The sequence below is a fragment of the Azospirillum thiophilum genome, assembly GCF_001305595.1.
Lineage (GTDB): Bacteria > Pseudomonadota > Alphaproteobacteria > Azospirillales > Azospirillaceae > Azospirillum > Azospirillum thiophilum.
The window spans coordinates 66373-92718 of record NZ_CP012406.1 but is presented as its reverse complement, the minus strand read 5'-3'; the positions used below and the strand labels follow the sequence as shown (position 1 = coordinate 92718).

Below are 26346 nucleotides of genomic sequence, written 5' to 3'. Positions count from 1 at the left end.
CCCCCTCCCTAACCCTCCCCCGCTAACGCGGGGGAGGGGATTGCCGCTGAACGCCGACAAAGCTCCTGTCCCCCTCCCCCGCCCAGCGGGGGAGGGTCGGGGTGGGGGCAGTACCAAGACGGTGAGGAAACGCCAGATGTCCGCCACCCCCCAGCCCACCCCCAAGCCCACCCGCGTCTATTACTTCGGCACCTGCCTCGTCGACCTGTTCTTCCCCGATGCCGGGATGGCGGGCATCGAGCTGCTGCAATCCCAGGGGCTGACCGTGGTCTTCCCGCAGGGGCAGAGTTGCTGCGGCCAGCCCGCCTACAATTCCGGCTATCGTGCCGAGGCGCTGAAGGTCGCCCGTGCCCAGCTCGGCCTGTTCCCCGGCGAGGATCCCATCGTCGTGCCGTCGGGCTCCTGCGCCGGCATGATGAAGAAGCACTGGCCCGACCTGTTCCGCGGCGAGCCGGACGAGGCCAAGGCGGTCCAGGTCGCCGGCCGGGTCTGGGAACTGACCCAGTTCCTGGTCCAGGTGCTCGATGTCCGGCTGACCGACAAGGGCGAGCCGGTCCGCGTCACCTGGCACGCCTCCTGCCATGCCCAGCGCGAGATGGGCGTGGTCGAGGAGCCGAAGTCCCTGCTGCGCCAGCTCGCCAACGTCGAGCTGGTCGAGCTGAAGCGGGAGAAGGAATGCTGCGGCTTCGGCGGCACCTTCGCCGTGCGCCACCCGGAGATCTCCGCCGCGATGGTCGGCGACAAGCTGGCCGACATCGCGGACACCGGCGCCGCACGCGTGGTGTCGGGCGATTGCGGCTGCCTGCTGAACATCGCCGGCGCGCTGGAAGCGGCTGACAAATCCGCCGGCCGGCCGGCCGGCAACAGGCCCGTCGGCGGCCAGCACATCGCCCAGTTCCTGAAGGAGCGCATCCATGGCCAGTGACAGCACGGATTTCGCCGCCGCCTCGCGCGCCGCCCTGGCAGACCCGCAGCTGCGCGGCAATTTCCGCCGCGCCATGGACGGGCTGATGGGCAAGCGCGCCGCCCAGTTCCCCGACGCGGGCGAATGGCACGGCGTGCGGGGGCTCGCCGCTTCGGTCCGGCTGCGCGCCCTGTCAAAGCTGCCGGAGCTGCTGGAAAAGCTGGAGGAAAACTGCACCCGCAACGGCATCACCGTCCATTGGGCCGCCACCACCGACGAGGCCAACGCCATCGCGCTCGACATCCTGCACCGGGTCGACGCCAAGCTGGTGGTAAAGGGCAAGTCGATGGTGACCGAGGAAATGCACCTGAACGCCGTCCTGGAAAAGGACGGCATCGAGGTGCTGGAAAGCGACCTCGGCGAATACATCGTGCAGTTGGACGGCACCATGCCGTCGCACATCATCATGCCGGCGATCCACCTGAACACGAAACAGATCGCCCATCTGTTCAAGCGCAGGATCAAGGACGCCGAGAGCCGCGAGGACGCCGCCTACCTGACCGACCTCGCCCGCCGGGTGCTGCGCGCCAAGTTCCAGGCCGCCGACGTCGGCATGTCCGGCGTCAACGCCGCGGTGGCGGAGACCGGCACGCTCTGCCTGATCGAGAACGAGGGCAACGGCCGCATGTGCACCACGGTGCCGCCGGTCCACATCGCCTTCATGGGGCTGGAGAAGGTGGTCGAAAAGCTGGAGGACGTGCCGCCGGTCATCAGCCTGCTGCCGCGCTCCGCCACCGGCCAGCCGATCACCACCTACGTCAACATGATCTCCGGTCCGCGCAGACCGGGCGAGAAGGACGGCCCGCGCGAGGTGCATCTGGTCATCCTCGACAACGGGCGGTCATCGATCTACGCCGATCCGGAACTGCGCGACACGCTGCGCTGCATCCGCTGCGGCGCCTGCATGAACCATTGCCCGGTCTACACCAAGGTGGGCGGCCATGCCTACGAGGCCCCCTATCCCGGCCCGATCGGCAAGATCCTGGTGCCGCAGATCGAGGGGTTGGACAAGCGCGGCGCCCTGCCCCACGCCTGCACCATGTGCAACGCCTGCGTCGAGATCTGCCCGGTGAAGATCCCGATCGTCGAGATCATGGGCCGCCTGCGGGTCGAGGCTGTGCGTCCCGGCGGCGCGGTGAAGGGCGGCGGCGCCAAGGCCAGCCGAACCGAAGCGATGGTGTGGAGCGGCTGGGCGGCGATGAACGCCTCCCCCGCCGCCTACCGCGTCGCAACGCTGGCGATGAGCAGGGTCGGCAACGCGGCGCCGTCGTCGCTGCCGCTGCTGAAGGACTGGACCAATGTCCGGACCAAGCCCCGCTTCGCGGCCCGCACCCTGCACGACCTCGCCCGCGCCAAGGGGATTCCCGATGCCTGACCCGAAATCCGACGCCCGCAACTCGATCCTGACGAAACTGCGCGCCGGCCGCGACGCCCATCCGCTGACGCCGCCGGTCTCCGACTTCGCGCCCATCGACACCAAGCGCTGGGCGCCGGAGGAGCGGCTGCCGCGCATCCGCCGCCTGATGGAGGCGGTGCACACCGAGTTCCTCGACGCGACTGAGACCGACTGGCCGGCGGTGCTGCGGGAGTTCCTGGCGCGCGAAGGGGTGGGCTCGCTGCTCTACGCCCCGGAGACCGAGGCGGGAATGCGGCTGGTCGAGGGGTGGGGAACAAGCCCTCTCCCGCCCCGGGAGAGGGAGGGGACCCACGGCGCAAGCCGTGGGGAGGGTGAGGGGCAATCCGGACATGGATCCCTTGACCCTTGCACCACCCCTCACCCTTCCCAAGCTTCGCTTGGGCCCCTTCCCTCTCCCGGGGCGGGAGAGGGAGCCCCCCCCACCCTGATCCCCTACGACCGCCCCATCGAAGACCTCAAGCCCCAACTCTTCGGCTCCATCGAAGCCGGCCTGACCACCACCCGCGGCGCCATCGCCGAGACCGGCAGCCTGATCCTGTGGCCGACCGCCGAGGAGCCGCGAACCCTGTCGCTGGTCCCGCACATCCACATCGCGCTGCTGCGCGCCGATGCGCTCTACGACACCTTCCTGCAAGCCATGCGCGCGCAGGACTGGGCACAGGCGATGCCGACCAACGCGCTGCTGGTCTCCGGCCCCAGCAAGACCGCCGACATCGAGCAGACGCTGGCCTACGGCGTCCATGGACCCAAGCGGCTGATCGTCCTGGTGGTGCGGCCATGAGCACGCATCGCCCCACCGCCGAACCGGCGACCCGGCTCTACGAGGCGATCCTGCATCTGCGGCGGCTCGGCCACCGGGTGGAGAAATGCGAAGGGCGGCGCGGGCGTCACCGGCTCGATGGGGCCGAGATCGCCGACGCCGCCCTGCTGGAGCTGGCGATGACCCGCGTCCGCCGGGCGGCGCGGGTCGCAAAGGTGGAAAAGGCCGTTCAGGCCGGGCGGACGGCGGCCGGGCGCGTCACCGCGACCGCGGCCTTGCGGCCGTAGCGCTCGACGCTGAGGCCCTCCATGTCGATCTCGGTCCGGCGGCCGCCGACCAGATCGGCAAGCACGCGGGCCGAGCCGGCGGACATCGTCCAGCCCAGCGTGCCGTGGCCGGTGTTGAGGTAGAGGTTGCGGACATGGGTCGGCCCCAGGATCGGCGTGCCGTCCGGGGTGTTGGGGCGCAGGCCGGTCCAGAACTCGGCCTTGGACAGATCGCCGCCCTTGGGGAACAGGTCGCTGACGACATGGTCCAGCGCCCCGCGGCGGCCCTGGCGCAAGGTCAGGTCGAAGCCGGCCAGCTCCGCCGTGCCGCCGACGCGGATGCGGTCGCCCAGCCGGGTGACGGCGATCTTGTGCGTCTCGTCCATCACCGTCGATTCCGGGGCGTGGGCGGCGTCGGTGATCGGCAGGGTCAGGGAATAACCCTTCACCGGATAGACCGGCAGGTCGATGCCCAGCGGCTTCACCAGCTTGGGCGAATAGCTGCCCATGGCGACGATGTAGCTGTCGGCGGTCAGCGTGCCCTGGTCGGTCAGGACGCCGGTGATCTTGCGCCCGTCGCTCTCCAGCCCGCGGATCGAGACGCCGTAGCGGAACTCGACCCCGCGCTTGGCGGCATAGTCGGCCAGCTTGCCGGTGAACTGGAAGCAATCGCCGGTCTCGTCGCCCGGCAGGTGCAGCGCGCCGACCAGCTTGTCCTTCACATGGGCCAGGGCCGGCTCGACCGAGGTCAGGCCGTCGCGGTCGAACAGGCTGTAGGGAACGCCGTAGCGCTCCAGCACCGCCATGTCGTAGCCGGCGGCGTCCATCTGCTTCTGGGTGCGGAAGACCTGCAGCGTGCCCTGGGTGCGCTCGTCATAGGTGATGCCGGTCTCGGCGCGCAGCGCCTTCAGGCAGTCGCGGCTGTATTCGGCGACGCGGACCATCCGGCTCTTGTTGAGCTGGTAGCTCGCCTCGTTGGCGTTGGCGAGCAGCTTCAGGCACCAGGACCACATGGCCGGATCCAGCTTCGGCCGGATCACCAGCGGCGAATGCTTCATCAGCATCCATTTGGCGGCCTTCAGGATCAGGCCCGGCGCCGCCCAGGGGGCGGAATAGCCCGGCGACACCTCGCCCGCATTGGCATAGCTGGTCTCCAGCGCCGGGCCGGCCTGACGGTCGACGACGGTCACCTCATGCCCGGCCCGCGCCAGATAATAGGCGGTGGTGACACCGATGACGCCGCTGCCCAGAACGATGACGCGCATGAGACTGGCTCCCGAGGGATGGATGACTTCGCTTGGGCGACAGGGTTCGCAAACGGCGTGCCAGACCGGGAAATGGCGGTTTTGCTGCGGTGCGGCGGGTGTGGTGGGGAGTGGGGTGTATGCGGATGTTTACGGAATAATGGACGATCCGCCCAAGATCGTTGTGATTCAATGGGTTGAGTCGGTGTAAAGATTTTGATACGGCGTAACGTTTTGTGTACAGTGGTTGCCGGATGCCCCCTCCCTAACCCTCCCCCGCTGGGCGGGAGAGGGTTAGGGAGGGGGCCACACCGTTCCATCCACGACACCCCCCTCGCCCCATGCGCATCGAAGTCATCTTCACCGACCGCGTCGGCATCGCCCATGAGATCCTCGCCGTGCTGGCGATCCGCCGGCTCAACGTCGTCGGCGTCGAGGTCGATCCGCCGCTGATCCACATCGACGCCCCCGGCCTCGACCCGGCGGCGCTGCCCGCCCTGGCGGATGCCCTGCGCACCATCGCCGGGGTGCGCTCGGTTGCCGCCATCGACATGCTGCCGGGCACCCGGCGGCGGCTGCATCTCGACGCGCTGCTGGCGGCGCTGCCCGACCCGGTGCTGGCGGTCGACCGCGCCGGCCGGGTGGTGGTGGCGAGCGCCGCCGCCGCCGCGGTGGCCGGGGTGCCGGAATCGCGGCTGGCCGGCCTCGACCTCGGCGCGCTGTTCGGCGAACCCGGCCTGACGGCCGAGCTGACCGGCGGCGGCTTCCGCATGTCCGGCCGCGAGGTGACGCTGAACGGCCAGCCCTTCCTGCTGGAGGTGACGCCGATCGTCGATGTCGAGGCGGCGGGCGCGGTCGTCACCCTGTTCACCCCCTCGCGCCTGGGCGAAAGGCTGGACGCGATCCAGAATTTCGACGAGTTCGGATCGGGCGGCGGCTTCGACCGCATCCTCGGCGAATCGCCGCCGGTGCGGGCATTGAAGGCGCGGGCGGCGCGGGTCGCCGCGATGGAGGCGCCGCTGCTGATCCTGGGCGAGACCGGAACCGGCAAGGAGCTGATCGCCCATGCCTGCCACCGCGCCAGCCCGCGCCGCGACAAGCCCTTCCTGGCGCTGAACTGCGCCGCGGTGCCGGAGAATCTGGCGGAGAGCGAGCTGTTCGGCTACGCCCCCGGCTCCTTCACCGGGGCGCAGCGCGGCGGCAAGCCGGGGCTGCTGGAGCTGGCCCATGGCGGCACCGTCTTCCTCGACGAGATCGGCGAGATGTCCGCCTATCTCCAGGCCAAGCTGCTGCGCTTCCTCAATGACGGCAGCTTCCGCCGGGTCGGCGGCGAGCGCGAGCAGAAGGTGGATGTGCGCGTCGTCAGCGCCACCCATCGCTCGCTGGACGCGATGGTCGCCGACCACAGCTTCCGCGAGGATCTGTTCTACCGCCTCAACGTGCTGACGCTGGACGTGCCGCCGCTGCGCGAGCGCGGCGGCGACATCCTGTTGCTGGCCCGCCACTTCATCGCCCGCGCTGCGGCCCAGGCCCGCCGGCCGCCCGGCCGGCTGACCCCGGCGGCCTCCGCGGCGCTGCTGGCCAACCGCTGGCCCGGCAATGTCCGCCAGCTGGAAAACGTCATCTTCCGCGCCGTGACCATGAGCGACGGCGGCACGCTCGACGCCGCCGACCTGGAGCTGGCCGGGGCCGGCATACCGGCGTCGGCGGGGCCCGCCGACCAAGCGGAGAACTGGGCGGACAGCTGGGAGGACGCGATGGCGGGGTTCGAGCGGACGCTGCTGCGCCGGCTCTACCCGCGCTTCCCCTCCAGCCGCAAGCTGGCGGCCCGGCTCGCGACCTCGCACACGATGATCGCCAACAAGCTGCGGAAATACGGCATCCCGGACCGCTGAGGCCGTAAACTCAATGCCCGGACGGCTTGGCCGGCGCGGCGTGCTTGTCGGCAGCCGGCGCAGCCGCCGGCTTCTCCGCGGCCTTTTCGGCCGGCGTTTCCACCGGGTGGCCGGCGGCGTCCAGGCCGGGCGGCGGGCTGCCGAAGGTGATGGTGACCTCGGTCACCGCGCCGGGGCCGGGCTGGCTGTGATGGAAGGTCGCCACCGCACCCGGCGCCAGCGTGGCGGCGGAAGGCTCCATGGTCCAGCTTTGCAGGGGCTTGCGGTCGGGACCGAGCGTGATGGCACGCAACGGCGGCACCATGCGCTCCACATCGCTGGTGTTGGCGACCTCGCCGTCCAGCAGCAGGACGGCCGCCCCGCCCTCCAGCTTCTGTTCGGAACGGATGTTGCGCAGCTCCAGCCCGAAGCCCGGCGGCTCGACCGGCAGCCCGGCCGTTTCATAGAGCAGGGCCGTTGCCGGCCAGCGCTGCACGATCGCGTCGCGCCCCAGATAGGCCCCGGCGGCGGTGCCGGCCAGCAGGGCGGCCAGCAGGGCGAAGCCGATCACCGTGCCGCGTGTCGGCTTCGCCCGCGGGGCCTTCGGCGACTTGCCCTTTGCAGCCGGTTTGCCGGCGGGCTTGGCCGCGGATTTGGTGGCGGATTTGGCTGGCCGGATCTCCGTCGGCGCGTCGGCCACCACCGCGTCCTGCTCCTGCCCCTCCGGCATCTGCCACCAGGTGTGGCCGCAGCGGGCGCAGCGCACCTTGCGGCCATCGGGTCCGAGCGACTCGTCGGACAGGGTGTAGCGCGTCGAACAGGTCGGGCAGGAAACGATCATCGCGCCGTCGCAGAAAGGTTGCCGCTTGCCTTATAGATAGGAGTGCCCGGCGACGCAACCGGCACCGGAGGCGGGCACTCCCTATCCCTTCGCTTGCGGCCTCTCCGCGACGTCGCCCCGGCCCTCACATACGCCTGCCTTACATGCCGCCCGGATAGTTCGGCCCCCCGCCGCCTTCCGGCACCACCCAGTTGATGTTCTGGGTCGGATCCTTGATGTCGCAGGTCTTGCAGTGGACGCAGTTCTGCGCGTTGATCTGCAACCGCGGGTCGGAGCCGTCCTCGTTCCGCACGATCTCATAGACGCCGGCCGGGCAATAGCGCTGCTCCGGCGCGTCGTACAGCGCGAGGTTGACGCTGATCGGAACCGACTTGTCCTTCAGCGTCAGGTGCGCCGGCTGGTCTTCCTCATGGTTGGTGTTGGACAGGTAGACCGAGGACAGACGGTCGAACGTCACCTTGCCGTCCGGCTTGGGGTAGACGATCTTCGGCGCCTCGCTGGCCTTCACCAGGGTGGTGTTGTCGGCATGGTGCTTCAGTGTCCAGGGCGACTTGCCCTTCAGCGCCGTCTCGTAGGCGGCGTTGGCGAGGCCGGCCCACAGGCCCTTCTGGAAGCCGGGGCGGATGTTGCGCACCGCATTCAGTTCCGGCCACACCCAGGACTGCTTCAGCCGCTCCGGATAGGCGATGACCTCGGCACCCTCGGCACCGCCGGTCAGATGGTCGAACACCGACTCCGCCGCGACCATGCCGGACTTCATGGCGGTGTGGTTGCCCTTGATCTTGGGCACGTTGAGGAAGCCGGCGCCGTCGCCGATCAGCAGGCCGCCGGGGAAGGTCAGCTTCGGGATCGACTGGAAGCCGCCCTCGTTCAGGGCGCGGGCGCCATAGGCCAGCCGCCGGCCGCCCTCGAAGGTCGGGCGGATCGCCGGATGGGTCTTGTAGCGCTGGAACTCCTCGAACGGGCTCATGTGCGGGTTCCAGTAGTCGAGGCCGACGACGAAGCCGACCGACACCAGATTCCCCTCCATGTGGTAGAGCCAGGAGCCGCCATAGGTCTTGGGGTCCATCGGCCAGCCGATGGTGTGGACGATCAGGCCGGGCTTCGACTTGGCCGGGTCGATCTCCCACAGCTCCTTGATGCCGAGGCCGTAGGTCTGCGGCTGGCAGTCGCGGCGCAGGTCGAATTTCTCGAACAGGGTCTTGGTCAGCGAACCGCGGCAGCCTTCGGCGAAGATGGTCTGCTTGGCGTGCAGTTCCATGCCGGGCGTATAGTTGCCGGTCTTCTCGCCGTCCTTGCCGATGCCCATGTCGCCGGTGGCGACGCCCTTGACGGCGCCGGCATCGTCGTACAGCACTTCCGCGGCGGCGAAGCCCGGATAGATCTCGACGCCCAGCTCCTCGGCCTGGGTGGCCAGCCAGCGGGCGAGGTTGCCGAGACTGATGATGTAGTTGCCGTGATTGTTCATCTGCGGCGGGGCGAAGGGCGACTTGAAGGCCTTCGTCTCGGTCAGGAACAGGAAATGGTCCTCGCGCGCCTTGGTGGTGAGGGGGGCGCCCTTCTCCTTCCAGTCGGGGATCAGCTCGTCGAGCGCGTGCGGTTCGAAGACGGCGCCGGACAGCAGGTGGGCGCCCACCTCCGACCCCTTCTCGATCACGCAGACGCTGATCTCCTGGCCGGTCTCGACCGCGCGCTGGCGCAGGCGGATCGCCGCGCTCAACCCGGCAGGGCCGGCGCCGACGATCAGAACATCATACTCCATGACCTCGCGCGGTTCGCGTTCCATCACACCATCTCTCCCACCGGTCTCGTTCGGGTGTTTGTCCCCTCGGACGCCCTTGTTTTGCGGGCGCGTGCTTGTAGCACGGTTTGCCCCGCACCCAAATTGGGTATCTGGACATGAAAGACCACACGATCTGTGGTAAGGTCAAACGATGATTGACGTATGCGACATCCTCGACGCGCTGCGCTGGCATGCCGATGTCGGCTGCGACGAGGCCATCGGCGACGAGCCGATCGACTGGTCCGCCTTCACCGCCCGCACCCCCCTGCGCGCGGCGCCGCCGGGCATGACTCCAGGTGCCCAGACGGCCGGAGGAATGGCCGGAGGAATGGGAAGCGGCGGGATCCCGGGCGCCCCCCGTCCTGCCCCCCGGCCGGCGCTGCCGTTCGAGTCGCCCGACCAGCCGCTGGGCGCCAGCGAGGCCGGCATCCATGCCCGCGCCCGCGCCGGCGAAGCGCAGTCGCTCGACGCGCTGGAAGCGGCGCTGCGCGCCTTCGACGGCTGCCCGCTGAAGGCGACGGCGATGAACACCGTCTTCGCCGACGGCAACCCGCAGGCCCCGGTGATGCTGATCGGCGAGGCGCCGGGCGAGGACGAGGACCGGCAGGGCAAGCCCTTCGTCGGGGTCAGCGGCAAGCTGCTGGACCGCATGCTGGCGCAGATCGGGCTGGACCGCGGCAAGGTCTACATCGCCAACATCCTGCCCTGGCGCCCGCCCGGCAACCGCAGCCCGACCCAGTCGGAGATCGCCGCCTGCCTGCCCTTCCTGGAACGGCATGTGGAGCTGGTACGGCCGAAGCTGCTGGTGGCGCTGGGCGGCGTGTCGGCCAAGACGCTGCTGAACCGGGCCGAGGGCATCACCCGCCTGCGCGGCCAGTGGCGCAGCTACGAGGGCGCCGGCACCCCCATTCCGCTGATGCCGATGCTCCATCCGGCGTACCTCCTGCGCAACCCGATTGCAAAGCGGGAAGCGTGGCGGGACATGCTTGCGTTGCAGCAAAGAATTGCCGAAGAAGAAATCAAGTATCCATAAACAAAGCCGCAATGTCACAGCGCCGGCAAAATCGTTCGTATGACTCGGCAGGTTGTATGACACAAATGTAATGGAGCGAAGCCGGAAGGCACCTTCCCATCGGGCTAGAGCCTTTTTCCCAGCCCCCTTAACCCGTTGTTTGCACTGGCGATTACCCGGCGAGGCACAATCCGTTTGAATCCGTTGCTTGCGGATCGCCGGATGGTGGGGTATCTCATTGCCATGCTCCGGATATTTTGCAGTGCAGCATACCGGGCCGCGAACGCGGTCCCGCTGCGGCGGAACCTTCTGGGGGTGCTGGGTCTCACGGTGGCATACACCATGGGGTCCAACGGTGCGGTCGGGTTCCGGCCCGCTTGCGCCGCCCTCATCATCCACGCGCCGGACGGTCACGCCGTCGTCCCGCCCGGCCCGGATTCCGTGCCCAATTCCGCCCGGCCCAGCGCCGCCCTGGCCAATCCCGGCCTGCCCGATCCCAGCCTGCCCGATCCGGACGAGTTCGATTTCGGATACCCCAAACCCGTCGCGCCCGCTTTCGGCCCGCCCGACTTCGGCGTTCCGGACATCGGTACAGACATCGGCAGCCTATACGGCGATGCCGCCCCCACCGCGCCGACCGCCGAAGATGCCCCCGCCATCGACCCGGCGACCGACACCGCTGGAAACCCCGCTGCGGATCCCGCCGCCCCGGCCCTGCTGCTCGCCGACGATGCCGAGGCCCGCGCGGTGCAGCTCGACGCCGAGGATGCCGGCCGCTACCGCCGCATCTTCGCCCTCCAGGAGAGGGCCGATTGGGACGCCGCCGACGCCGAGCTGCGCCAGTTGAAGGACCGCCGGCTGGTCGGCTACGTGCTGCGCCAGCGCTACCTCCACCCCGACCGCCGCGCCGGCTACGAGGAACTCGCCCGCTGGATGCAGGATTACGGCGACCTCGCCGGGGCGGAGCGCGTCCACAGCCTCGCCCAGAAGCGCCAGCCCGCCGGCCAGCGGGCGCCGAAGCCGCCGCGGGGGGAGGAGCGCGTTCGTCTCGTCGGTTCGCTCGAACGGCTGGGCGGCCTGCGCACCGTAGCCGCCAACGAGGATGACGGCGACAACGACGACAGCGTCACCGTTGCGCCGCGCAGCCGCACCGTGTCGCGCGCCCGCAGCGACCGCGCCGCCGTCGCCCGGGTCGAGGAGCTGCTGCGGTCCGGCCGCACCGGCAGCGCGCTGAGCCTGCTGGGCGAGGACGAGTTCGGCGGCAAGCTCGACACCGTGCAATACGACGCCGCCCGCGCCCGCATCGCCTCGGCACTCTATTACTCTGGCGAGACGGCGCAGGCGCTGACCCTGGCCTCGGCCAGCGCCGCCCGTTCCGGCGACGTGCTGCCGGAAGCCCACTGGATCGCCGGGCTGGCGGCATGGCGGCTGAAGCAGACCGACCGCGCCGCCCGCCATTTCGAGGGCATGGCCGCCGCCGGCCCGCGCTCGCCCTGGAGGGCGGCGGCCGCCGATTACTGGGCCGCCCGCGCGCTGGCCCGCAAGGGCAAGGCGAAGGAGGCGGCGGAGCATCTGACCGCCGCCGCCCGCTATCCCCACACCTTCTACGGCCTGATCGCTCTGCGCAGGCTGGACAGCCTGGGCCTGGGCAGCTTGGCCGAGGTGCGCTGGCAGGCCCCGGACCTGAGCGGGCGGCAGCTGGCTGCGGTGGCGGCCAAGCCGGCCGGCGCCCGCGCCATTGCCCTGTTGCAGGTCGGCCAACGCGAACTGGCCGGGCTGGAGCTGCAACGCATCCACCCGCAGGGCGACCCGCTGGTGGAACAGGCGATGGTGGCGCTGGCCGACCGTGCCGGCCTGCCGACCCTGTCTCTGCGCCTGGGCAACGCGGTCGCCGGTCCGGACGGCGCGCCCTATGCCGCGGCGCTCTATCCGCTGCCCTACTGGACGCCGCGCGACGGCTTCGCGATCGACCGCGCGCTGGTCTTCGCGGTGATGCGCCAGGAATCGCGCTTCGACCCGCGGCTGGTCAGTTCCGCCGGGGCGGCCGGGCTGATGCAGATCCTGCCCAGCACCGCCCAGCATGTCCGCGAGCGCAACGCCGACATCAGCGGCGAGGATGCCGGCCGGGACGCGCTGTTCGACCCGTCGCGCAACATGGAACTCGGCCAGCGCTACCTGACCGAGCTGCTGGGCATGCCGGACATCAACGGCAACCTGTTCCTGGCCGCCGCCGCCTATAATGCCGGGCCGGGGACGCTGGCGCGCTGGCGCCGCGAGTTGAGCGACATCACCGACCCGCTGCTGTTCATCGAAAGCCTTCCCTTCGGCGAGACGCGCGACTATGTGGAGAAGGTGATGGCGAACTTCTGGATCTACCGGCTCCGGCTGGGCCAGGAGACCGCCTCGCTCGACGCCGTCGCCGACGGGAAATGGCCGTCCTACCTGTCCGTGGAAGTGCGCCCGACCCAGGTCGCGGTCCAGCCGGACATGGTGCCGGCGGCCAAGCCCGCCGCCCCGGTTGAAACGGTCGCCGAACGGAGCGAGACCGACCCGATACCCTGACCGCTGGTGCCCTCGTGTCGGGCTCCGGCCCGACACGAGGACATAAGCGCGCCGCCATGCCGAAGATCGACGAGAGCCGCCCCTTCCTTCCCGTGAACATCGCCGTGGTCACGGTGTCCGACACCCGCGTCGCCGCCGACGACCGCTCCGGCGACGCGCTGGCCGAGCGGATCGCCGGGGCCGGCCATCATGTCGCCGCCCGCACCATCGTCAAGGACGACATCGCCGCGATCCGCGCCCAGGTCCAGGCCTTCATCGCCGATCCGCGGATCGACGTGGTGCTGACCACCGGCGGCACCGGCGTCACCGGCCGCGACGTGACGCCGGAAGCGGTCGAGGCGCTCTATGAGAAGGCGATCCCCGGCTTCGGCGAGCTGTTCCGTTACCTCAGCTACGCCAAGGTCGGCACCTCGACCATCCAGAGCCGGGCGACCGGCGGCGTCGCCAACGGCACCTACATCTTCGCCCTGCCCGGCTCGCCCAGCGCCTGCCGCGACGCCTGGGACGACATCCTGGTCTGGCAGCTCGACAACCGCCACCGCCCCTGCAACCTCGTGGAGCTGATGCCCCGCCTGCGCGAGCACATGGCGTGAGCGGAACCGGGGGCTTCACGCCGCAGGCGCTGCATGCAGCATTGACGACGCTGCCGCGGCTGGCCGACCTCGACCCCGGCATGCTGGAGCCGATGCCGCTGAAGGGTGTCGCCCACGACCATGTGCGCCTGAAGGGCCGACGCCTCGTCGCCCGCATCCCGCGCTGGAGCCAGCTCGGCCTCGATCCCTGGACGGCGCTGGAGCGGCAGGCCGCCGCCTTCCGGCGGGCCGAGCCGTCGGGCCACACCCCGCGCTTCGCCGGCCTGCTGCCGCCGGGCGACGGGCTGCCGCTGGGCGCACTCGTGGTCGGCGAGGTGGAGGGACGCAGCCCCGTCCTGCCCGCCGACATGGCGGCCATCGCCCGCGCGCTCGCCGCGCTGCACCGCATGGCGCCGCCGGACGTCTTCGAGCCGCTTCCCGCCCCGCCCGATCCGGTCGCCGCCCTGCTGGCCCAGGTCGAGCGGCAGGCCGAGTGGTTCGACCGCGCGGGCCTGTCGCCCGACGCCAGGGCCCTGATCGCGGAGGAGCTGGCGGCGGCCCGTGCCGGCGACCTCGCCCCGCCGCGGGACACCCCGATGCCGCTGACCGCGGTCGGGATCGACGTGCATCCCGGCAATTTCCTGATCGACGGCCATGGCAAGGCGTGGTTCACCGACCTGGAGAAGCTGCAATACGGCCATCCCGCCGCCGACCTCGCCCATGCCAGCCTCTACACCTCGACAAGGTGGGATCCGGCGGTGGATGCGGAGCTGGCGCCGGCCGACATCGACGCCTTCGTCGATGCCTGGGCGATGGCGGTGCCGGGCGACCTCGCCGACGAGGTGCGGCCCTGGCTGAAGCCGCTGCGCCGGCTGGTCTGGCTGCGCACCCTGTCCTGGATGGCCCGCTGGTCGGTGGAGGGCGCCACCCTGTCGCCGGGCATGCCGGAGCCCCTGCGCGCCCACATGGACGCCCACGCCGCCGACGTCCTGCGCGCCGGGCGGATCGAACGGGTGCGGCGGGACTGGATCGACGTGATCCCCTCTCCCCCCCGGGGAGAGGGTTAGGGTGAGGGGGGCGGCATGGCCGAACGCCTTCGGCGTCGCCGAACCCCCTCATCCCGGCCTTCTCCCCAGGGGGGAGAAGGGGAACAGGAGACGAAAGTCACTTGCCCATGGCGCACCGAAGATGATGGGATACCGACTCGGAAGACGAGGTGACGAGAGCATGACGAGTTTCCGAAGCCGGTTGCTGGCGATCCCCCTGGCCGCCCTGATCGCCGGGGGTGTACTGGCGCCCGCCGCCCTCACCCCCGCCTTTGCCGCCGGGCAGCCGGGGGACGGCACCGGTTCGGCCACCGGCAGCTATCTGGCCGGCCGCTACGCCCAGCACCAGGACGACTGGAGCGCGGCGGCGCGCTTCACCGCCCAGGCGCTGGCCGCCGACCCCGACGACGCGGCCCTGCTGCGCCGCAGCTTCCTGTTGCGGCTGGGCGAGGGACGGATCGACACGGCGCTCGGCTATGCCGGCCGGCTGCTCGGCGGCCAGGGCGGTCCGGCCAATCAGGACGGTCCGGCCAATCAGGGCGAACCGCAGATGGCGCTGACCCTGCTGACCGCCGACGCGCTCGCCAAGGGCCGGCTGGACGAGGCCGACGGCTATGCCGCCCGCCTGCCGTCCGACGGGCTGGGCCGGTTCCTGACGCCTCTGACCCGGGCATGGCTGCTGGTCGCGCGCGGCAGGACCGACGAGGCGCTGGCGGCGCTGGAGCCGCTGGCCCCCATCCAGGGCTTCGGCGCGCTCTACAACCTGCATGCCGGGCTGATCCTCGACCTCGCCGGCCGCAACGACGAGGCGGCGGCCCGCTACGCCAAGGTGACGGACACCGACGCGCCGCTGCGGGTGGTGCAGATCGTCGGCAACTTCATGCAACGCACCGGCCGCAGGGACGAGGCGCGCAAGCTCTACCAGACCTTCCAGGCCACCAACCCCGACGGGCTGCTGGTGGAGCCGGCGATCGCCACCATGACGAACGCGCCGGACGGCGTCCGCCCGGTGCCGGACGCCCGATCCGGCCTGGCGGAGGCACTGTTCGACCTGGGCAGCGCCCTGCATCACGAGAATGCCGACGAGCCGGCGCTGCTGTTCGGCCGCATCGCCCTGCATCTGCGCGACGATCTGGCGCTCGCCCACCTGCTGATCGGCGACATCATGGCGGCGCGCGACCACCATGAGGAGGCGCTGGCCGAATACCGGCCGCTGGAGGCGGATCCGCTGCTGGGCTGGACCGCCCGCATGCGCCAGTCCGACAGCCTCGCCCGCATGGACCGCGACGACGATGCCATCGCGCTTCTCAAGGCCCTGTCGGCCGAACGGCCGGAGCGCACCGACGCGGTCTCCCGGCTGGGCGACATCTACCGCTACGCCAAGCGCTATGGCGAGGCGATCACCGCCTACGGCACCGCGTTGGAGCGCATCGGCACGCCGCAGGAGCGGCATTGGCCGCTGCTGTACGCCCGCGCCATGTCCTACGAGAAGACGAACCAGTGGGCCCAGGCGGAGGCAGACCTGCGGACCGCGCTGACGCTGAAGCCGGACGAGCCGTCGCTGCTCAACTTCCTCGGCTACAGCTGGATCGACCGCGGCCAGAATCTGGACAAGGCCAAGGCGATGGTGGAGCGCGCGGTGGCGCTGCGCCCGCGCGACGGCTACATCGTCGACAGCCTGGGCTGGGCGCTCTACACGCTGGGCGATTACGAGGGGGCGGTCGCCAGGCTGGAGCGGGCGGTGGAGCTGAAGCCGGGCGACCCGACCATCAACGACCATCTGGGCGACGCCTATTGGCGGGCCGGCCGCCGCAACGAGGCCCGCTTCCAATGGATGCGCGCGCTGCGCAACGCCGACGAGGACACCGACAAGGCGGCGATCCAGGCCAAGCTGGAAACCGGCATGCCGGACCGCAAGGCGGCGGCGAAGCAGTGAGGGAGAGCCCCCGAGGGGGACGCACGGGGACGGAGAGTCAGGCGCCGGTGACGAAGGGCTTGTACCGGCTGTCGGTCCGCTGGATGTGTTCGACGAACCAGTCCTTCAGCAGCAGGATCAGGTCGACCCGCAGCATGGTCGCGTTGTCGCCGTCGAAGTCGCGGCCCAGCTTCTCCACCTCGTCGGCGAAATAGCGGTGGGCGGCGAGGTGGCTGTCCAGGTCGGGATAGCCGCATCGCTCCATCATCGCCTCCTCGCGGGCGAAATGGACGGCGACATAGTCGCGCAGGCTGGCGAGCAGGCTCGACAGTTCGGCGTGGTTGTCGGGGGTGATGCCGCTTTCCAGCAGGCCGTTGAACAGGTCGAGGAGGCGCCGGTGCTCGTCGTCCAGCACGGGCACGCCGACGCTCATGGATTCGTCCCAGGCGACGTAGGTCATCGCAGCGATCTCCCCCACCCATATCCGCGGAATCAAGCGGTTGCGGCCGGCCATGGCTGGATTGTGGACAGCTTGACAGGGATCCTAAAACCGGCAACCGTGCCCGTCCAGGCGGCAAATCCCCGCAGGGAGGCGCGGCACGATGCGCAAAGGCCCCTCCAGCTCCACAGCCCCCAAGCCCCCGTCCCCAGCAACAGAGTGACCCGATGGCCCTGCTCGACGAGATCGCGGAGAAGAAACGGGCGCTGGACGAGGCGCGGCCCCTGCCGCAGGAGGTCGTCCACGGCATCGCCGACCGGTTCGAGCTGGACCTCACCGCCGCCGCCGCGGCGCTGGAGGAGGTGCCGGTCAAGCGCGCCGAGATCAAGACGATCCTGGAGCGCGGCAGCATCCTGCGCCACCGCGCGGTGGACGAGCAGCGTTTCGTCCTCAACCACCGCGGCGCGCTGGAGTTGATGGCCCGCCTGTCCTTCGATCCGCCGGCCGGCGCGGTGACCGAACGCACCGTCGCCGGCTTCCATGCCGTGCTCTACCACGGCATCGAGGATGCCGCCGGCAAGTACCGCAACGGTCCGCCCAAGGACGATCCGGCCGGCACCGCGCCCGACCCGGCCAAGCTGCGCGTCTCGATGTCGGCGCTGTCGACCTGGATGCGCAAGGCGGAAGCCGGCCCGGACACGCCACCCGACATCGCCTTCGAGGCGCATCACCGGCTGAGCGCGATCCGCCCGTTCGAGACCGGCAACCGGGCCACGGCGCTGCTGCTGTGCAACCTGATCCTGAACCGCGCCGGCTACCCCCCGGTGGTGGTGGGGGCGGAGGACCGCAGCCTCTACCTCGATCTGGTCGAGCGGGCCTGGTCGGTCGGCGACAAGACGCCGTTCCGCGACCTGATGCTGCGCTTCCTGTCGCAGAGCCTGGATTTCTGCCTCGATGCCGTGGCCAAGGGAGAGAGCGGAACGCCCTGACCCCGGACTTCAACCCCGCCCTTGCGGACCGGCGGGCAGCCGCAGGCGCGACGGGCGGTCGGGGCCGCTGTGGATCAGCAGGGTGATCGGCAGCGCGTCGACCCGGCGGGTCTCGCCCGGCTCGGCCCCGGTGCCGGGATTGACCGGATAGGCCGGGAAGCAGGAGCCCGCAAGGCTGAGCCGCAGCGCCGATCCCGGTGCCAGCGTGGCGCAGACCGCCCGCATGGCGATGGTCAGCGGCCGGGTCGGGTCGCCCGGCTCCACCCGTGCATGGCCCTGGGTCAGCGGCAGCACCCGCCCGTCGGGGCGTACCACCGACAGCACGGCGCTGATGTCGAAGGACGGGGCGTCGGCCTCCACCCACAGATCCAGCGCCACCCGGCCGGCCAGAGTCAGCGGCTCGTCCAGCGGCAGGCTGCCGTAGGTGGCGACGTCCGGCCGGCGGTCGATTGCGGCGCGGTCGGGCCGGCCGGCAGCCTCCGGCACCGCATGGCCGCCAACCGTCGGCACCGGCCTGCGCGGGTCGTGCACCACCACGTCGAGCCCGGCCAGATCGGGCAGCTCCAGGCCGAGCCGCCCGCCCTGCCGGTTGGCGAGCCCATCGCTGGCCAGATGCAGCACCGCCTCGGCCGGCGGGATCGCCGGCAAATCGTGCCAGCGCCCGGTCTCGACATCGTGCAGCCGCACCGGGCCGCCGCGGTCCGCGCCCTCCCCCTTCAGCACCCGGTCGAACCAGGACAGGTGCAGCGTGTCGAGCGTCGGCGTCTCGCCCGGCGCGGCGGCGGGGCCGTCGGCGGTCCAGGGGCCGACGACCAGCCGAACCGGCGCACGCCCGCGCGCCGCCAGCAGGTCATGGGCGTCGAGCGTGCCGGCCAGCCGCGGGTCGTACCAGCCGCCGACCTGCAGCACCGCCACCTCGGCCGGCATCGCCGCCGCCATCGCCTTGGGCGACAGCGCGGCCCAGGCCGGACCGGGCACCGGATTGGTCAGCCAGTCGTCGTAATGGGAATAGCGGGCGTAATCGCGCAGCGCCTGGGGCCGCGACGGGATCTCGTCGTCGATCGGCAGCCGCCGCGCCGCGTCGGACAGCAGCCGGTGGCCGGTGCCGTCCTCCACCCGGCGGGCGGCCTCGGCGGCGGCGCGCAACGCCCAGCCCATGGCGTCGGCCAGCCGGAAGGCGCCGCCCTCATAGGCCCAGTCGGAAAAGACGTCCCAGCCGGCGAAGGCCGGCGCCACCGCCCGCAGGGCCGGCGGCGCCTCGGCCAGCGCCAGCCACTGCGCCATCCCGGCATAGCCGCAGCCATACGTCGCCACCCCCCCCGACGACCCCGGCAGCGAGGCCGCCCAGGCGACGGCGTCGGCGCCGTCCTCCCGCTCGGCCTCGAAGGGGCGGAAGCGGCCGTCCGAGGTGCCGCAGCCGCGCACGTCCTGCACCACCACGACATAGCCGCGCGCGGCGTACCAGCGCGGATGGGCGTAATGGCTGGTCAGCGCCGTGCGCCGGCCGCAGGCGACGCGCAGCAGCAGCACCGGCCAGCTGCCGGCGGCGTCGGGCCGGTAGAGGTCGGCATCCAGCCGCACGCCGTCGCGTGTCCGCATCGACACGGTTTCCGGCGGCCGGACCGGCAGCAGGTCATGCGACTGATGGATCATCGGGGCCAGATGGGTCATGGCGGGTCGGGCTCGCTCGATGACGGACGTCGAATAATATGACCACTTGGCAAAGCCCGTGCCAGTGGTCAGCCAGCGGCATTTCCTCGCTCATCCAATGGGCAGCCCCCGCCACCGCCCGCCCAACCTCCAGGCTTTTGCCTGCACATTAAGCAAGAAGGTGAATCATGCGGCAATCAGCTCGAAGCGGTCGACATCGACCATGCCGCGGTCGGTGATCTTCAGGTGCGGGATGACCGGCAGCGGCAGGAAGGCCAGTTGCAGGAAGGGCTCGGCCAGCGGGCAGCCCATGGCGCGGACGGCGGCGCGCAAGGCGCGCAGCTTCGCCTCCACCGTCTCGAACGGGTCGAGGCTCATCAGCCCGGCCAGCGGCAGCGCCAGTTCGCCGACGACGCGGCCGTCGCGCACGGCGACGAAGCCGCCCTGCAGCTCGATCAGCCGGTTGACCGCGATGGCCATGTCCTCGTCCTTGGCCCCCACGGTGCAGATGTTGTGGCTGTCATGCCCGACCGAGGAGGCCAGCGCCCCCTCCGTGAAGCCGAAGCCCTGGACGAAGCCGCGGCCGATGTTGCGGTTGCTGCCGTGGCGGGCGAAGACACAGATCTTGAGAAGGTCGCGCGACGGATCGGCGACCATCCGGCCATCCACCGCCGGCACCTCGATGCGGCGGTGTTCGGTGAGGATCTTTCCCGGTTCCAGTCCGATCACCGACTGGACCGACCCGCCGGCCGGCACCGCGAAATCCTCCACCGCCACCGGGTCGAGCCGGACGGAGTCGAGCCCGACCGGCGTCACCGCCGGGCGGCCCTCGAAGCTGTGCGGGCCGACGACCCGGCCGCTGCGGATGACGCGGTTGACCGCGCACTCCTCCAGGTCGTCGAGCAGGACGAGGTCGGCGCGGTGCCCCGGCGCCACCAGCCCGCGGTCGTACAGCCGGAAGCCGCGGGCGGCCGACCAGGTGGCGGCGCGGTAGACATGGGCGACCGGGGCGCCGAGCCGGATGGCGCTGCGGATCAGGTGATCCATGTGCCCTTCCTCGGCGATGTCCAGCGGGTTGCGGTCGTCGGTGCAGAAGCCGAGGAAGGGCGAGGTTTCCGGCGAAATCACCTCGGCCAGGGCGTGGACGTCCTTCGACACCGAGCCGTCGCGGATCAGCACCTGCATGCCCTTGCGCAGCTTTTCCATCGCTTCCGCAGCGCTGGTGGTCTCGTGGCAGTTGCGGATGCCGCAGGACAGATAGGCGTTCAGCTCCTTCCCGCTCACCAGCGGGGCATGGCCGTCGATGTGGCGGCCGTCGAAGGCGGCCAGCTTGTCCAGCACCCCGTCGATTTTGTGGAAGACGCCGGGGAAATTCATGAATTCGGCCAGCCCGATCACGCGGGGATGGTCCATGTGCCGGATCAGGTCCGGCGCCTCCAGCCGGGCGCCCGAGGTCTCCAGCTCGGTCGCCGGCACGCAGGAGGACAGCTGTACGAACAGGTCGAGCGCCGTCCCGCCGGCGCTGTCGAGGAAATAGCGCAGGCCCTGCTCGCCCAGCACGTTGCAGATCTCGTGCGGGTCGCAGATTGCCGTGGTGGTGCCGCGCGGCAGGACGCAGCGGTCGAACTCCTGCGGGGTGACGCAGGTGGATTCGCAATGGACATGGGTGTCGATGAATCCCGGAACCACGGTCAGCCCGCGCCCGTCGATCTCCTCAACCCCGTCATAGGACTCATAGGTGCCGACGATGACCTCGCCGCAGACGGCGATGTCGCCCGCGGCGATCTCGCCGGTCACGACATTGAGGAAGCGGGTGTTCTTGATGACCAGATCGGCCTTCGCCTCGCCCAGCGCCTGCCCGATGCGCGTCTTCAGCCCGTCGCGGCTCGTCGCCATGTCCCACCCCGTCCGTCTTGCCATCCAGAAACGGGAAAGTGGCGCGCCGGACGGAACCGCGCAAGCGGCTATCGGCCAGCCGGATTTTGAAAGACCGGCAGCCGGAAGGGGGACCGGGCCTGTTCCTGGGCGAAGACGGGAAGGATCTTGGCGTTATGCAGGTCGATTCCCTCGGCCACGGCGCTGTGCATGTTGGAATGGAGGAACCAGTGGCAGGCATGGACCAGCTTGGGCCGGAAGCCGCGCGCCACCTTGTGCGGTCCGCCGTGACCACCGTCCACCACGGGCAGGCCGCGGTCGATCGCCCGCTCGATCTTGCGGTAATAGCAGGCTTCGAAATGGATCAGGCGGGCCTCTTCCCGGCAGCCCCAGTTGCGGACATGAAGACGGCCGTCCCCTTCGACGGTCAGCAGCGCCCCGACCGCCACGCCGCCGGCTTCCGCGAAGGTCAGCATCACGGCATCGCCCAGACCGGCGCACAGCCGCAGGATGAATCCGGCGGTCAGCGGTTGGCGGGTCGACCGGCGGGCGTGAAGGTCGTCGAACAATTCCAGGAACGTCGCCACATCGGCTTCGCTCACCCGGCTGCCCGGCACATCGCGGAACCGCACCCCGCTGGCCAGCACCTTGCGACGCTCCCACAGCAGCCTCTCGCGCCGGTGCTTCGACAGGGCGGCGGTGAAGTCGGCGAAATCCCGGTAGCCGTCGTTCAGCCACTCGTAATGGATGGTATGGCGGGTCAGCCATCCCGCCGTCTCGAAACGGGCGCGGTCGGCTTCGTCCGGAAAGGTCGCATGGATGGAGGACATGCCGTGGCGATGGGCGAGCGACACCATCGCGCCGACCAGCGCATCGGCGACGCCGGGCGGGGCGCCGTCCCGCAGCAGGATCCGGGGCCCGGTCACCGGCGCGAAGGGAACCGCCGTCAACAGCTTGGGGAAATAGCGGCCACCGGCCGCCGCGAAGCCATCGACCCAGGCCTGGTCCGGCCAATATTCGTCGGTGGACCGGTCGCGCACATAAAGAGGCGCCGCGCCGAGCAGCCGGCCCGGCCCGGCCTCGCCGCACGGCTCCCGCGCGATGAGGTGGACGGGCCGCCAGCCGTTCGCCGGCCCGGCCAGCCCGCTGTCCTCCGCCGCCCGCAGATAGGCGTGGCTGACGAACGGCCCATGGCCGGCCGCGCAGACATCCCACTCCAGCGGATCGACGCCGGAGATGCCCAGCACCACGGCGACGGCCGGGGCGGACGGTGCCGCCGGGGAATGCGCCTGCACCGTTCCGTGCGCCATGGCGGCGGACTGCATCTTCAGGAATCCCGATTGAATGGCCTTGCCCCCGTGCAACGCCTCCCATGGCCGGAGGCTTGTGATCCGCTGCACATTCTGGCGAAAGCCACCGGCGCCGACCCCGATGGCCGCGCACTGAGCCGATACCGGCCACCGGCCGTGAGCATGGAGGTAGTGCAGGCGGCGCTCGCCTGCAACGGCAGAAAAATCCGCAGGGAGATCCCGACGGAGCGCTTCACGGTGCCCAAGGGGCTGCCGGCTGAACAGGAACCGCCCTATTCCCCGTCATAGGGCGGGGCGACCGGCAGCCGCACGCTGACCGTCGTGCCTTCGCCCTCGCGGCTGCGGATGTCCAGCGTCCCGTTCAGCAGGTCGACGAAGGAGCGCACCAGCGGCAGGCCCAGCCCGGTGCCGCCCGACCGGCGGGACAGCTGGCTGTCGACCTGACCGAAGGGTTGCAGCGCGACGGCGATGCCTTCGGCGCTCATGCCGATGCCGGTGTCGGCGATCTCGACCAGGATGCGGCCACGGTCGGGGCGGACCCGCAGGGCGACACTTCCGCCGGCCGGGGTGAACTTCACGGCATTCGACAGCAGGTTCAGCAGGATCTGCTTCACCCGGACCGGGTCGCCCAGCAGCCGGGGCGTGTCGGGGGCGATGGCGTGGATCAGGCTGAGGCCGCCCTCCTCCGCCCGTTCGGCGATCAGCAGCAGCGAGCTTTCCACCGCGTCGCGGACGTCCATCGGCTGCGGGTGCATCTCCAGCTTGCCGGCCTCGATCTTGGCGACGTCCAGGATGTCGCTGATGACCGCCAGCAGATGCTGGCCCGACTTGCCGATCACCTTGGCATAGTCGAGATATTTGGGATGGCCGAGCGGCCCGACGATCTCGCTCTCCATCATCGAGGAAAAGCCGATGATGGCGTTCAACGGCGTGCGCAGCTCATGGCTCATGTTGGCCAGGAATTCGCTCTTGGCCCGGTTGGCCAGCTCCGCCAGCTCCTTGGCCTGGATCAGCGCCTGTTCGGCCCGGCGGCGTTCCTGGACCTCCTGCATCAGGGCGCGGGTGCGCTCGGCGACGCGCATCTCCAGCTCGTCGCGTGCCTGCCGCAGCGCCAGTTCCGCCCGTTTGCGCCGGGTGATGTCCTGGCCGACGCAGAGGATGCCCGGCGGCACGCCGTCGGCTTCCGGCAGGCGGTTGAGGTTCCACAGCAGCACCCGTTCGTTCATGCAGTCCTGCCCGCGCAGCAGCTGCTCGAAATTGCGGATTTCCGTGCCTTCCATGGCGACGGCGAGCTGGGCGGCGAAGACGCCGGCCGGCCGTTCGTCCATCATCTCGGTCAGGAACCGGCCGACGGCTCGGCCATGCTCCAGCCCGAAGGCGCGTTCCGCCTCGCGGTTGGCCTCCTGGATGCGGCCGTCGTCGTCCAGGACCAGGATGATGCTGGCCGCCGTCTGCACCAGGGAGCGGAACCGCGCATCGCCCGCCCGCGCCTCGCAGTGGCCGAATCCCGCCTCCAGCTCGGCGACGCGCCGCTCCAGCCGCCGGATGGTGTCTTCCGGCGAGGCCTCGGCCGGCGCAGCCGGGGAATTGCCGGCCGGAGCGGGCGCATCGGCGGGAACGGTCGGGCCGGTCACGCCGATGCGTTTTCCGGCTGCATCATGTCGCCCAGCTTGGCCAGCAGGAATTCCAGATCCTCCGGTGCCAGATCCTCGTACTGGGTCAGGATGCGCTCGATGACGCGGCGACGGTGGCGCTCGCGGTCGCCGGGCTCGCCGTCATAGGGGGTCTCCTTCAGCACGTCGATGGCGATGCGGCAGGCCGGCAGCAGCGCCGGCGGCAGCTTCGCCTTGTCGTACAGGGACTTCAGCCCCAGCCGGCCGGCATCGTGGATCAGCAGCCGGGCGTTGGTCATCGGCACGTTGGCCATGCGCGACATGGCGGTTTCGAAGAAGGCGATGTCGCCGGTGCACAGCGAGCGGACCAGCAGCGACGGGGTCAGCCGGCCGGTACCGGCGAGCTGGACCACCAGCCGGTCGAGCGCGGCCTCGTCGTTCTCCCCGGTGAACAGTGCCACGGTCGCCCGCTCGCGGCTTTGCAGGATCAGCTCCGACGCGACCTTCGACGGCAGCTCGTGATGCGCGACCAGATGCTGGCGCAGCCGCTCCGACACCACGGCGACCAGCCGCTCGGCGATGGTGATCGGCAGCCTGGAGCGGTGGACCAGCGGGTCCTGCACCGCCTCGCTGGCTCCGAAACGGTCGATGACGCGGCTGAGGCTGTGTTCGCCCAGCTCCGCCCCCTCGTTGGCGACCAATGCCGCCACCGCGCGTTCGGATCCGCTTTCGATCAGCGCGTCGGCGACCTCGGCCGGAACCGTCGGGCGCCGGGCGATCGCCGTGCTCTTGGCCTCGGCGCCCGAGTGCAGGATCTCCACCAGATCGGCCGGGGTCAGCACGGTGGAGACGCTCAGCACCGGGATCGCCACCGCCTCGACGTCGCGGGCCAGCGTCAGGGCGATCTCCCGCGGCAGGGACGGGCTGGATTTCAGGTTCTCGGCCAGGGTCTGGCGGACGCGCAGCACCGTGTCGTTGACCATCAGGCGGATGATGTCCTCCGCCAGCTTGCGCTCCGCCTCGGACAGCTCGGGGCTGTCGAACTGATGCGCGATCTTGGCGGCCAGATCGGTCCTGCTGTTCGGCGACGGATCGGCCAGCAGCCGCGCCACGTCGCCCTTGCTCAGATAAGCCGTCTTGAAAGCGTCGCTCATGGGTCCCGGACCCTTCCTGCCCTGATTTCCTGCCCTGGTCCGTCTCCATCTGTCCTTTGCGGAAGACGCCGTACCCGCGGGCCTGCGGGCGGAGACATGCCCACGGCTCCCAGGATCTTCCCAAACGGTTGAGCCTTCCTTAACGCTCCTGCGTCATAGGCCTTCCAGCCATATGGGGGAGCGCTCAGGACGCGTCGGCGAAGCTGGGCGGTTCCGGCAGGATGGAGCGGCGGCGCCGCGCGCCGCGCAGGTGCAGCGCCACTCCGGCGATCTGCTCCTCGACGGAGATGTGGCGCTGGGAGGCGACCTCCAACCCGCGGTCCTCGTAGACATAGGCGTCGGGGTGGGCGTCGGCCCAGCGCCGGACGGCGCCGTCGCGCTCGCGCAGCAGTTCGACGATGGTCGGGCGGAACAGCCGCATCATCGCGGTGATCCAGCGGTTGGCCGGCCAGGACGGCCGGGCATGGTCGATCTCGAAGGCGTCGAGCATGGCGATGACGTCGTCGGCCTTGTACCAGGTCTCCCCCGTCACCCAGCGGTTGGTGGTGAACAGCCGCACCGGCTGGCCGGCCGGATCCATGGCGATGCCGATCAGGTGCGACAGCGCGTCGTTGTCGTTGTCGGGCGGCTGGAAATCGGGCAGTTCCGCCGGCCGCACCCCCGGTGGCATGCCGTGCGGGCGCAGGAAGCTGTGGAAATGGCCATGCTCGCCCGGCGGCCGTTCGCCCTCGGGATGGCAGTGATAGTAGTATTGGGCGTGGAACTCGGCGTCGTAGACGTCGCCCGGCGGATAATGCTTCCACTCGTAAAGCGTGCCGTGGCCGCGCAGAAGCTCGCCGACCACCGTGTCCCCGGTCTTGGCGAGGACGCGCTGGCACAGGCGCACCTCTTGCCCCGCCTCGGCCATCGCCTCCAACTCCTCGCGGGACACTTCCGACAAATCCGTCATCGCCCGATCCTGCGCTGCGCGAACACCCCTATTACGTACGCGGATATGATGACGTGACAAGGGGTTTTCAGCTCGGGCACCTGCGGTTGCAGCCGGGCTGCCGGCTTGCCG

21 protein-coding genes are annotated in these 26346 nt (G+C 70.5%); 11 read left to right on the top strand and 10 right to left on the bottom strand.

Going from position 1 to position 26346, the window contains the following annotated elements; all coding sequences use genetic code 11:
• The first annotated feature begins 136 nt into the window (after positions 1-136).
• From AL072_RS28780 to AL072_RS28765, 4 genes are read left to right on the top strand one after another with little or no spacing between them, the layout of a single operon-like run.
• On the top strand, positions 137-925 hold the full coding sequence (locus tag AL072_RS28780) for a (Fe-S)-binding protein (RefSeq protein ID WP_045584941.1): 789 nt from the start codon (positions 137-139) through the stop codon (positions 923-925).
• Entirely contained in the window at positions 915-2339 is a 1425-nt protein-coding gene (locus tag AL072_RS28775; RefSeq protein ID WP_045584940.1) for a LutB/LldF family L-lactate oxidation iron-sulfur protein, read from the top strand. Before AL072_RS28780 ends, AL072_RS28775 begins: the two co-directional genes overlap by 11 nt.
• Entirely contained in the window at positions 2332-3162 is an 831-nt protein-coding gene (locus AL072_RS35850) for a LutC/YkgG family protein (protein ID WP_045584939.1), read from the top strand. The genes AL072_RS28775 and AL072_RS35850 overlap by 8 nt, the downstream gene beginning before the upstream one ends.
• Positions 3159-3428: a hypothetical protein gene (locus tag AL072_RS28765; protein WP_045584938.1), complete on the top strand. Its 270-nt coding sequence runs from the start codon at positions 3159-3161 to the stop codon at positions 3426-3428. The genes AL072_RS35850 and AL072_RS28765 overlap by 4 nt, the downstream gene beginning before the upstream one ends.
• Here the strand turns inward: AL072_RS28765 and AL072_RS28760 are convergent.
• Complete coding sequence (locus tag AL072_RS28760; protein ID WP_045584937.1) at positions 3371-4672, bottom strand: D-amino acid dehydrogenase; 1302 nt, start codon at positions 4670-4672, stop codon at positions 3371-3373. The genes AL072_RS28765 and AL072_RS28760 overlap by 58 nt on opposite strands.
• 320 nt (positions 4673-4992) lie before the next feature.
• Between AL072_RS28760 and AL072_RS28755 the strand changes: the two genes are divergently transcribed.
• Entirely contained in the window at positions 4993-6546 is a 1554-nt protein-coding gene (locus AL072_RS28755; protein ID WP_045584936.1) for a sigma 54-interacting transcriptional regulator, read from the top strand.
• A gap of 10 nt (positions 6547-6556) precedes the next feature.
• Here AL072_RS28755 and AL072_RS28750 read toward each other — a convergent pair whose 3' ends face one another.
• Complete coding sequence (locus AL072_RS28750; RefSeq protein ID WP_045584935.1) at positions 6557-7366, bottom strand: MJ0042-type zinc finger domain-containing protein; 810 nt, start codon at positions 7364-7366, stop codon at positions 6557-6559.
• A 139-nt stretch (positions 7367-7505) separates the two neighbouring features.
• Positions 7506-9152: an electron transfer flavoprotein-ubiquinone oxidoreductase gene (locus tag AL072_RS28745; protein ID WP_045584934.1), complete on the bottom strand. Its 1647-nt coding sequence runs from the start codon at positions 9150-9152 to the stop codon at positions 7506-7508.
• A gap of 148 nt (positions 9153-9300) precedes the next feature.
• On the opposite strand from AL072_RS28745, the gene AL072_RS28740 reads away from it, so the two are divergent.
• The 5 genes from AL072_RS28740 to AL072_RS28720 all read left to right on the top strand — a co-directional run bounded on the left by AL072_RS28740 (position 9301) and on the right by AL072_RS28720 (position 16277).
• Positions 9301-10182, top strand: a complete 882-nt coding sequence (locus AL072_RS28740) for a uracil-DNA glycosylase (protein WP_045584933.1) — start codon at positions 9301-9303, stop codon at positions 10180-10182.
• A 294-nt stretch (positions 10183-10476) separates the two neighbouring features.
• Complete coding sequence (locus tag AL072_RS28735) at positions 10477-12723, top strand: lytic transglycosylase domain-containing protein (protein ID WP_045584932.1); 2247 nt, start codon at positions 10477-10479, stop codon at positions 12721-12723.
• Positions 12724-12779: 56 nt separating this feature from the next.
• Entirely contained in the window at positions 12780-13316 is a 537-nt protein-coding gene (gene moaB, locus AL072_RS28730) for a molybdenum cofactor biosynthesis protein B (RefSeq protein WP_045584931.1), read from the top strand.
• A complete protein-coding gene (locus AL072_RS28725) occupies positions 13313-14362 on the top strand; it encodes a phosphotransferase (RefSeq protein ID WP_052710328.1) in 1050 nt (349 codons plus the stop codon). The genes moaB and AL072_RS28725 overlap by 4 nt, the downstream gene beginning before the upstream one ends.
• 160 nt (positions 14363-14522) lie before the next feature.
• A complete protein-coding gene (locus tag AL072_RS28720) occupies positions 14523-16277 on the top strand; it encodes a tetratricopeptide repeat protein (RefSeq protein WP_045584930.1) in 1755 nt (584 codons plus the stop codon).
• 37 nt (positions 16278-16314) lie between these two features.
• Here AL072_RS28720 and AL072_RS28715 read toward each other — a convergent pair whose 3' ends face one another.
• Positions 16315-16716, bottom strand: coding sequence for a bacteriohemerythrin (locus tag AL072_RS28715; protein WP_045585259.1), 402 nt, complete (start codon positions 16714-16716; stop codon positions 16315-16317).
• Between the two features lie 206 nt (positions 16717-16922).
• Between AL072_RS28715 and AL072_RS28710 the strand changes: the two genes are divergently transcribed.
• A complete protein-coding gene (locus AL072_RS28710; protein ID WP_045584929.1) occupies positions 16923-17684 on the top strand; it encodes a Fic family protein in 762 nt (253 codons plus the stop codon).
• Positions 17685-17693: 9 nt separating this feature from the next.
• Here the strand turns inward: AL072_RS28710 and AL072_RS28705 are convergent, their stop codons facing one another.
• The 6 genes from AL072_RS28705 to AL072_RS28680 form a co-directional block, all read right to left on the bottom strand.
• Positions 17694-19355 carry a CocE/NonD family hydrolase gene (locus tag AL072_RS28705; RefSeq protein WP_045584928.1) on the bottom strand — a complete coding sequence of 554 codons (1662 nt, stop codon included), beginning with the start codon at positions 19353-19355 and terminating at the stop codon, positions 17694-17696.
• Between the two features lie 165 nt (positions 19356-19520).
• Positions 19521-21230, bottom strand: coding sequence for an adenine deaminase (gene ade / locus AL072_RS28700; RefSeq protein ID WP_045584927.1), 1710 nt, complete (start codon positions 21228-21230; stop codon positions 19521-19523).
• A gap of 68 nt (positions 21231-21298) precedes the next feature.
• A complete protein-coding gene (locus AL072_RS28695; protein ID WP_245637072.1) occupies positions 21299-22534 on the bottom strand; it encodes a GNAT family N-acetyltransferase in 1236 nt (411 codons plus the stop codon).
• A 257-nt stretch (positions 22535-22791) separates the two neighbouring features.
• Entirely contained in the window at positions 22792-24153 is a 1362-nt protein-coding gene (locus tag AL072_RS28690; RefSeq protein WP_045584926.1) for a PAS domain-containing sensor histidine kinase, read from the bottom strand.
• The gene (gene spbR / locus AL072_RS28685; RefSeq protein ID WP_045584925.1) at positions 24150-25286 is read right to left on the bottom strand and encodes a SpbR family protein; all 1137 of its coding nucleotides are present in this window, start codon (positions 25284-25286) and stop codon (positions 24150-24152) included. The genes AL072_RS28690 and spbR overlap by 4 nt, the downstream gene beginning before the upstream one ends.
• Positions 25287-25470: 184 nt before the next feature.
• Entirely contained in the window at positions 25471-26235 is a 765-nt protein-coding gene (locus AL072_RS28680; protein ID WP_045584924.1) for a DUF6969 family protein, read from the bottom strand.
• Positions 26236-26346: the final 111 nt, after the last annotated feature.

Coding starts and splice junctions, on each gene's coding strand:
- AL072_RS28780 (WP_045584941.1), top strand. CDS start 137: ATGTCCGCCACCCCCCAGCCCACCCCCAAGCCCACCCGCGTCTATTAC.
- AL072_RS28775 (WP_045584940.1), top strand. CDS start 915: ATGGCCAGTGACAGCACGGATTTCGCCGCCGCCTCGCGCGCCGCCCTG.
- AL072_RS35850 (WP_045584939.1), top strand. CDS start 2,332: ATGCCTGACCCGAAATCCGACGCCCGCAACTCGATCCTGACGAAACTG.
- AL072_RS28765 (WP_045584938.1), top strand. CDS start 3,159: ATGAGCACGCATCGCCCCACCGCCGAACCGGCGACCCGGCTCTACGAG.
- AL072_RS28760 (WP_045584937.1), bottom strand. CDS start 4,672: ATGCGCGTCATCGTTCTGGGCAGCGGCGTCATCGGTGTCACCACCGCC.
- AL072_RS28755 (WP_045584936.1), top strand. CDS start 4,993: ATGCGCATCGAAGTCATCTTCACCGACCGCGTCGGCATCGCCCATGAG.
- AL072_RS28750 (WP_045584935.1), bottom strand. CDS start 7,366: ATGATCGTTTCCTGCCCGACCTGTTCGACGCGCTACACCCTGTCCGAC.
- AL072_RS28745 (WP_045584934.1), bottom strand. CDS start 9,152: ATGGAACGCGAACCGCGCGAGGTCATGGAGTATGATGTTCTGATCGTC.
- AL072_RS28740 (WP_045584933.1), top strand. CDS start 9,301: ATGATTGACGTATGCGACATCCTCGACGCGCTGCGCTGGCATGCCGAT.
- moaB (WP_045584931.1), top strand. CDS start 12,780: ATGCCGAAGATCGACGAGAGCCGCCCCTTCCTTCCCGTGAACATCGCC.
- AL072_RS28720 (WP_045584930.1), top strand. CDS start 14,523: ATGACGAGTTTCCGAAGCCGGTTGCTGGCGATCCCCCTGGCCGCCCTG.
- AL072_RS28715 (WP_045585259.1), bottom strand. CDS start 16,716: ATGACCTACGTCGCCTGGGACGAATCCATGAGCGTCGGCGTGCCCGTG.
- AL072_RS28710 (WP_045584929.1), top strand. CDS start 16,923: ATGGCCCTGCTCGACGAGATCGCGGAGAAGAAACGGGCGCTGGACGAG.
- AL072_RS28705 (WP_045584928.1), bottom strand. CDS start 19,355: ATGACCCATCTGGCCCCGATGATCCATCAGTCGCATGACCTGCTGCCG.
- ade (WP_045584927.1), bottom strand. CDS start 21,230: ATGGCGACGAGCCGCGACGGGCTGAAGACGCGCATCGGGCAGGCGCTG.
- AL072_RS28695 (WP_245637072.1), bottom strand. CDS start 22,534: ATGCAGTCCGCCGCCATGGCGCACGGAACGGTGCAGGCGCATTCCCCG.
- spbR (WP_045584925.1), bottom strand. CDS start 25,286: ATGAGCGACGCTTTCAAGACGGCTTATCTGAGCAAGGGCGACGTGGCG.
- AL072_RS28680 (WP_045584924.1), bottom strand. CDS start 26,235: ATGACGGATTTGTCGGAAGTGTCCCGCGAGGAGTTGGAGGCGATGGCC.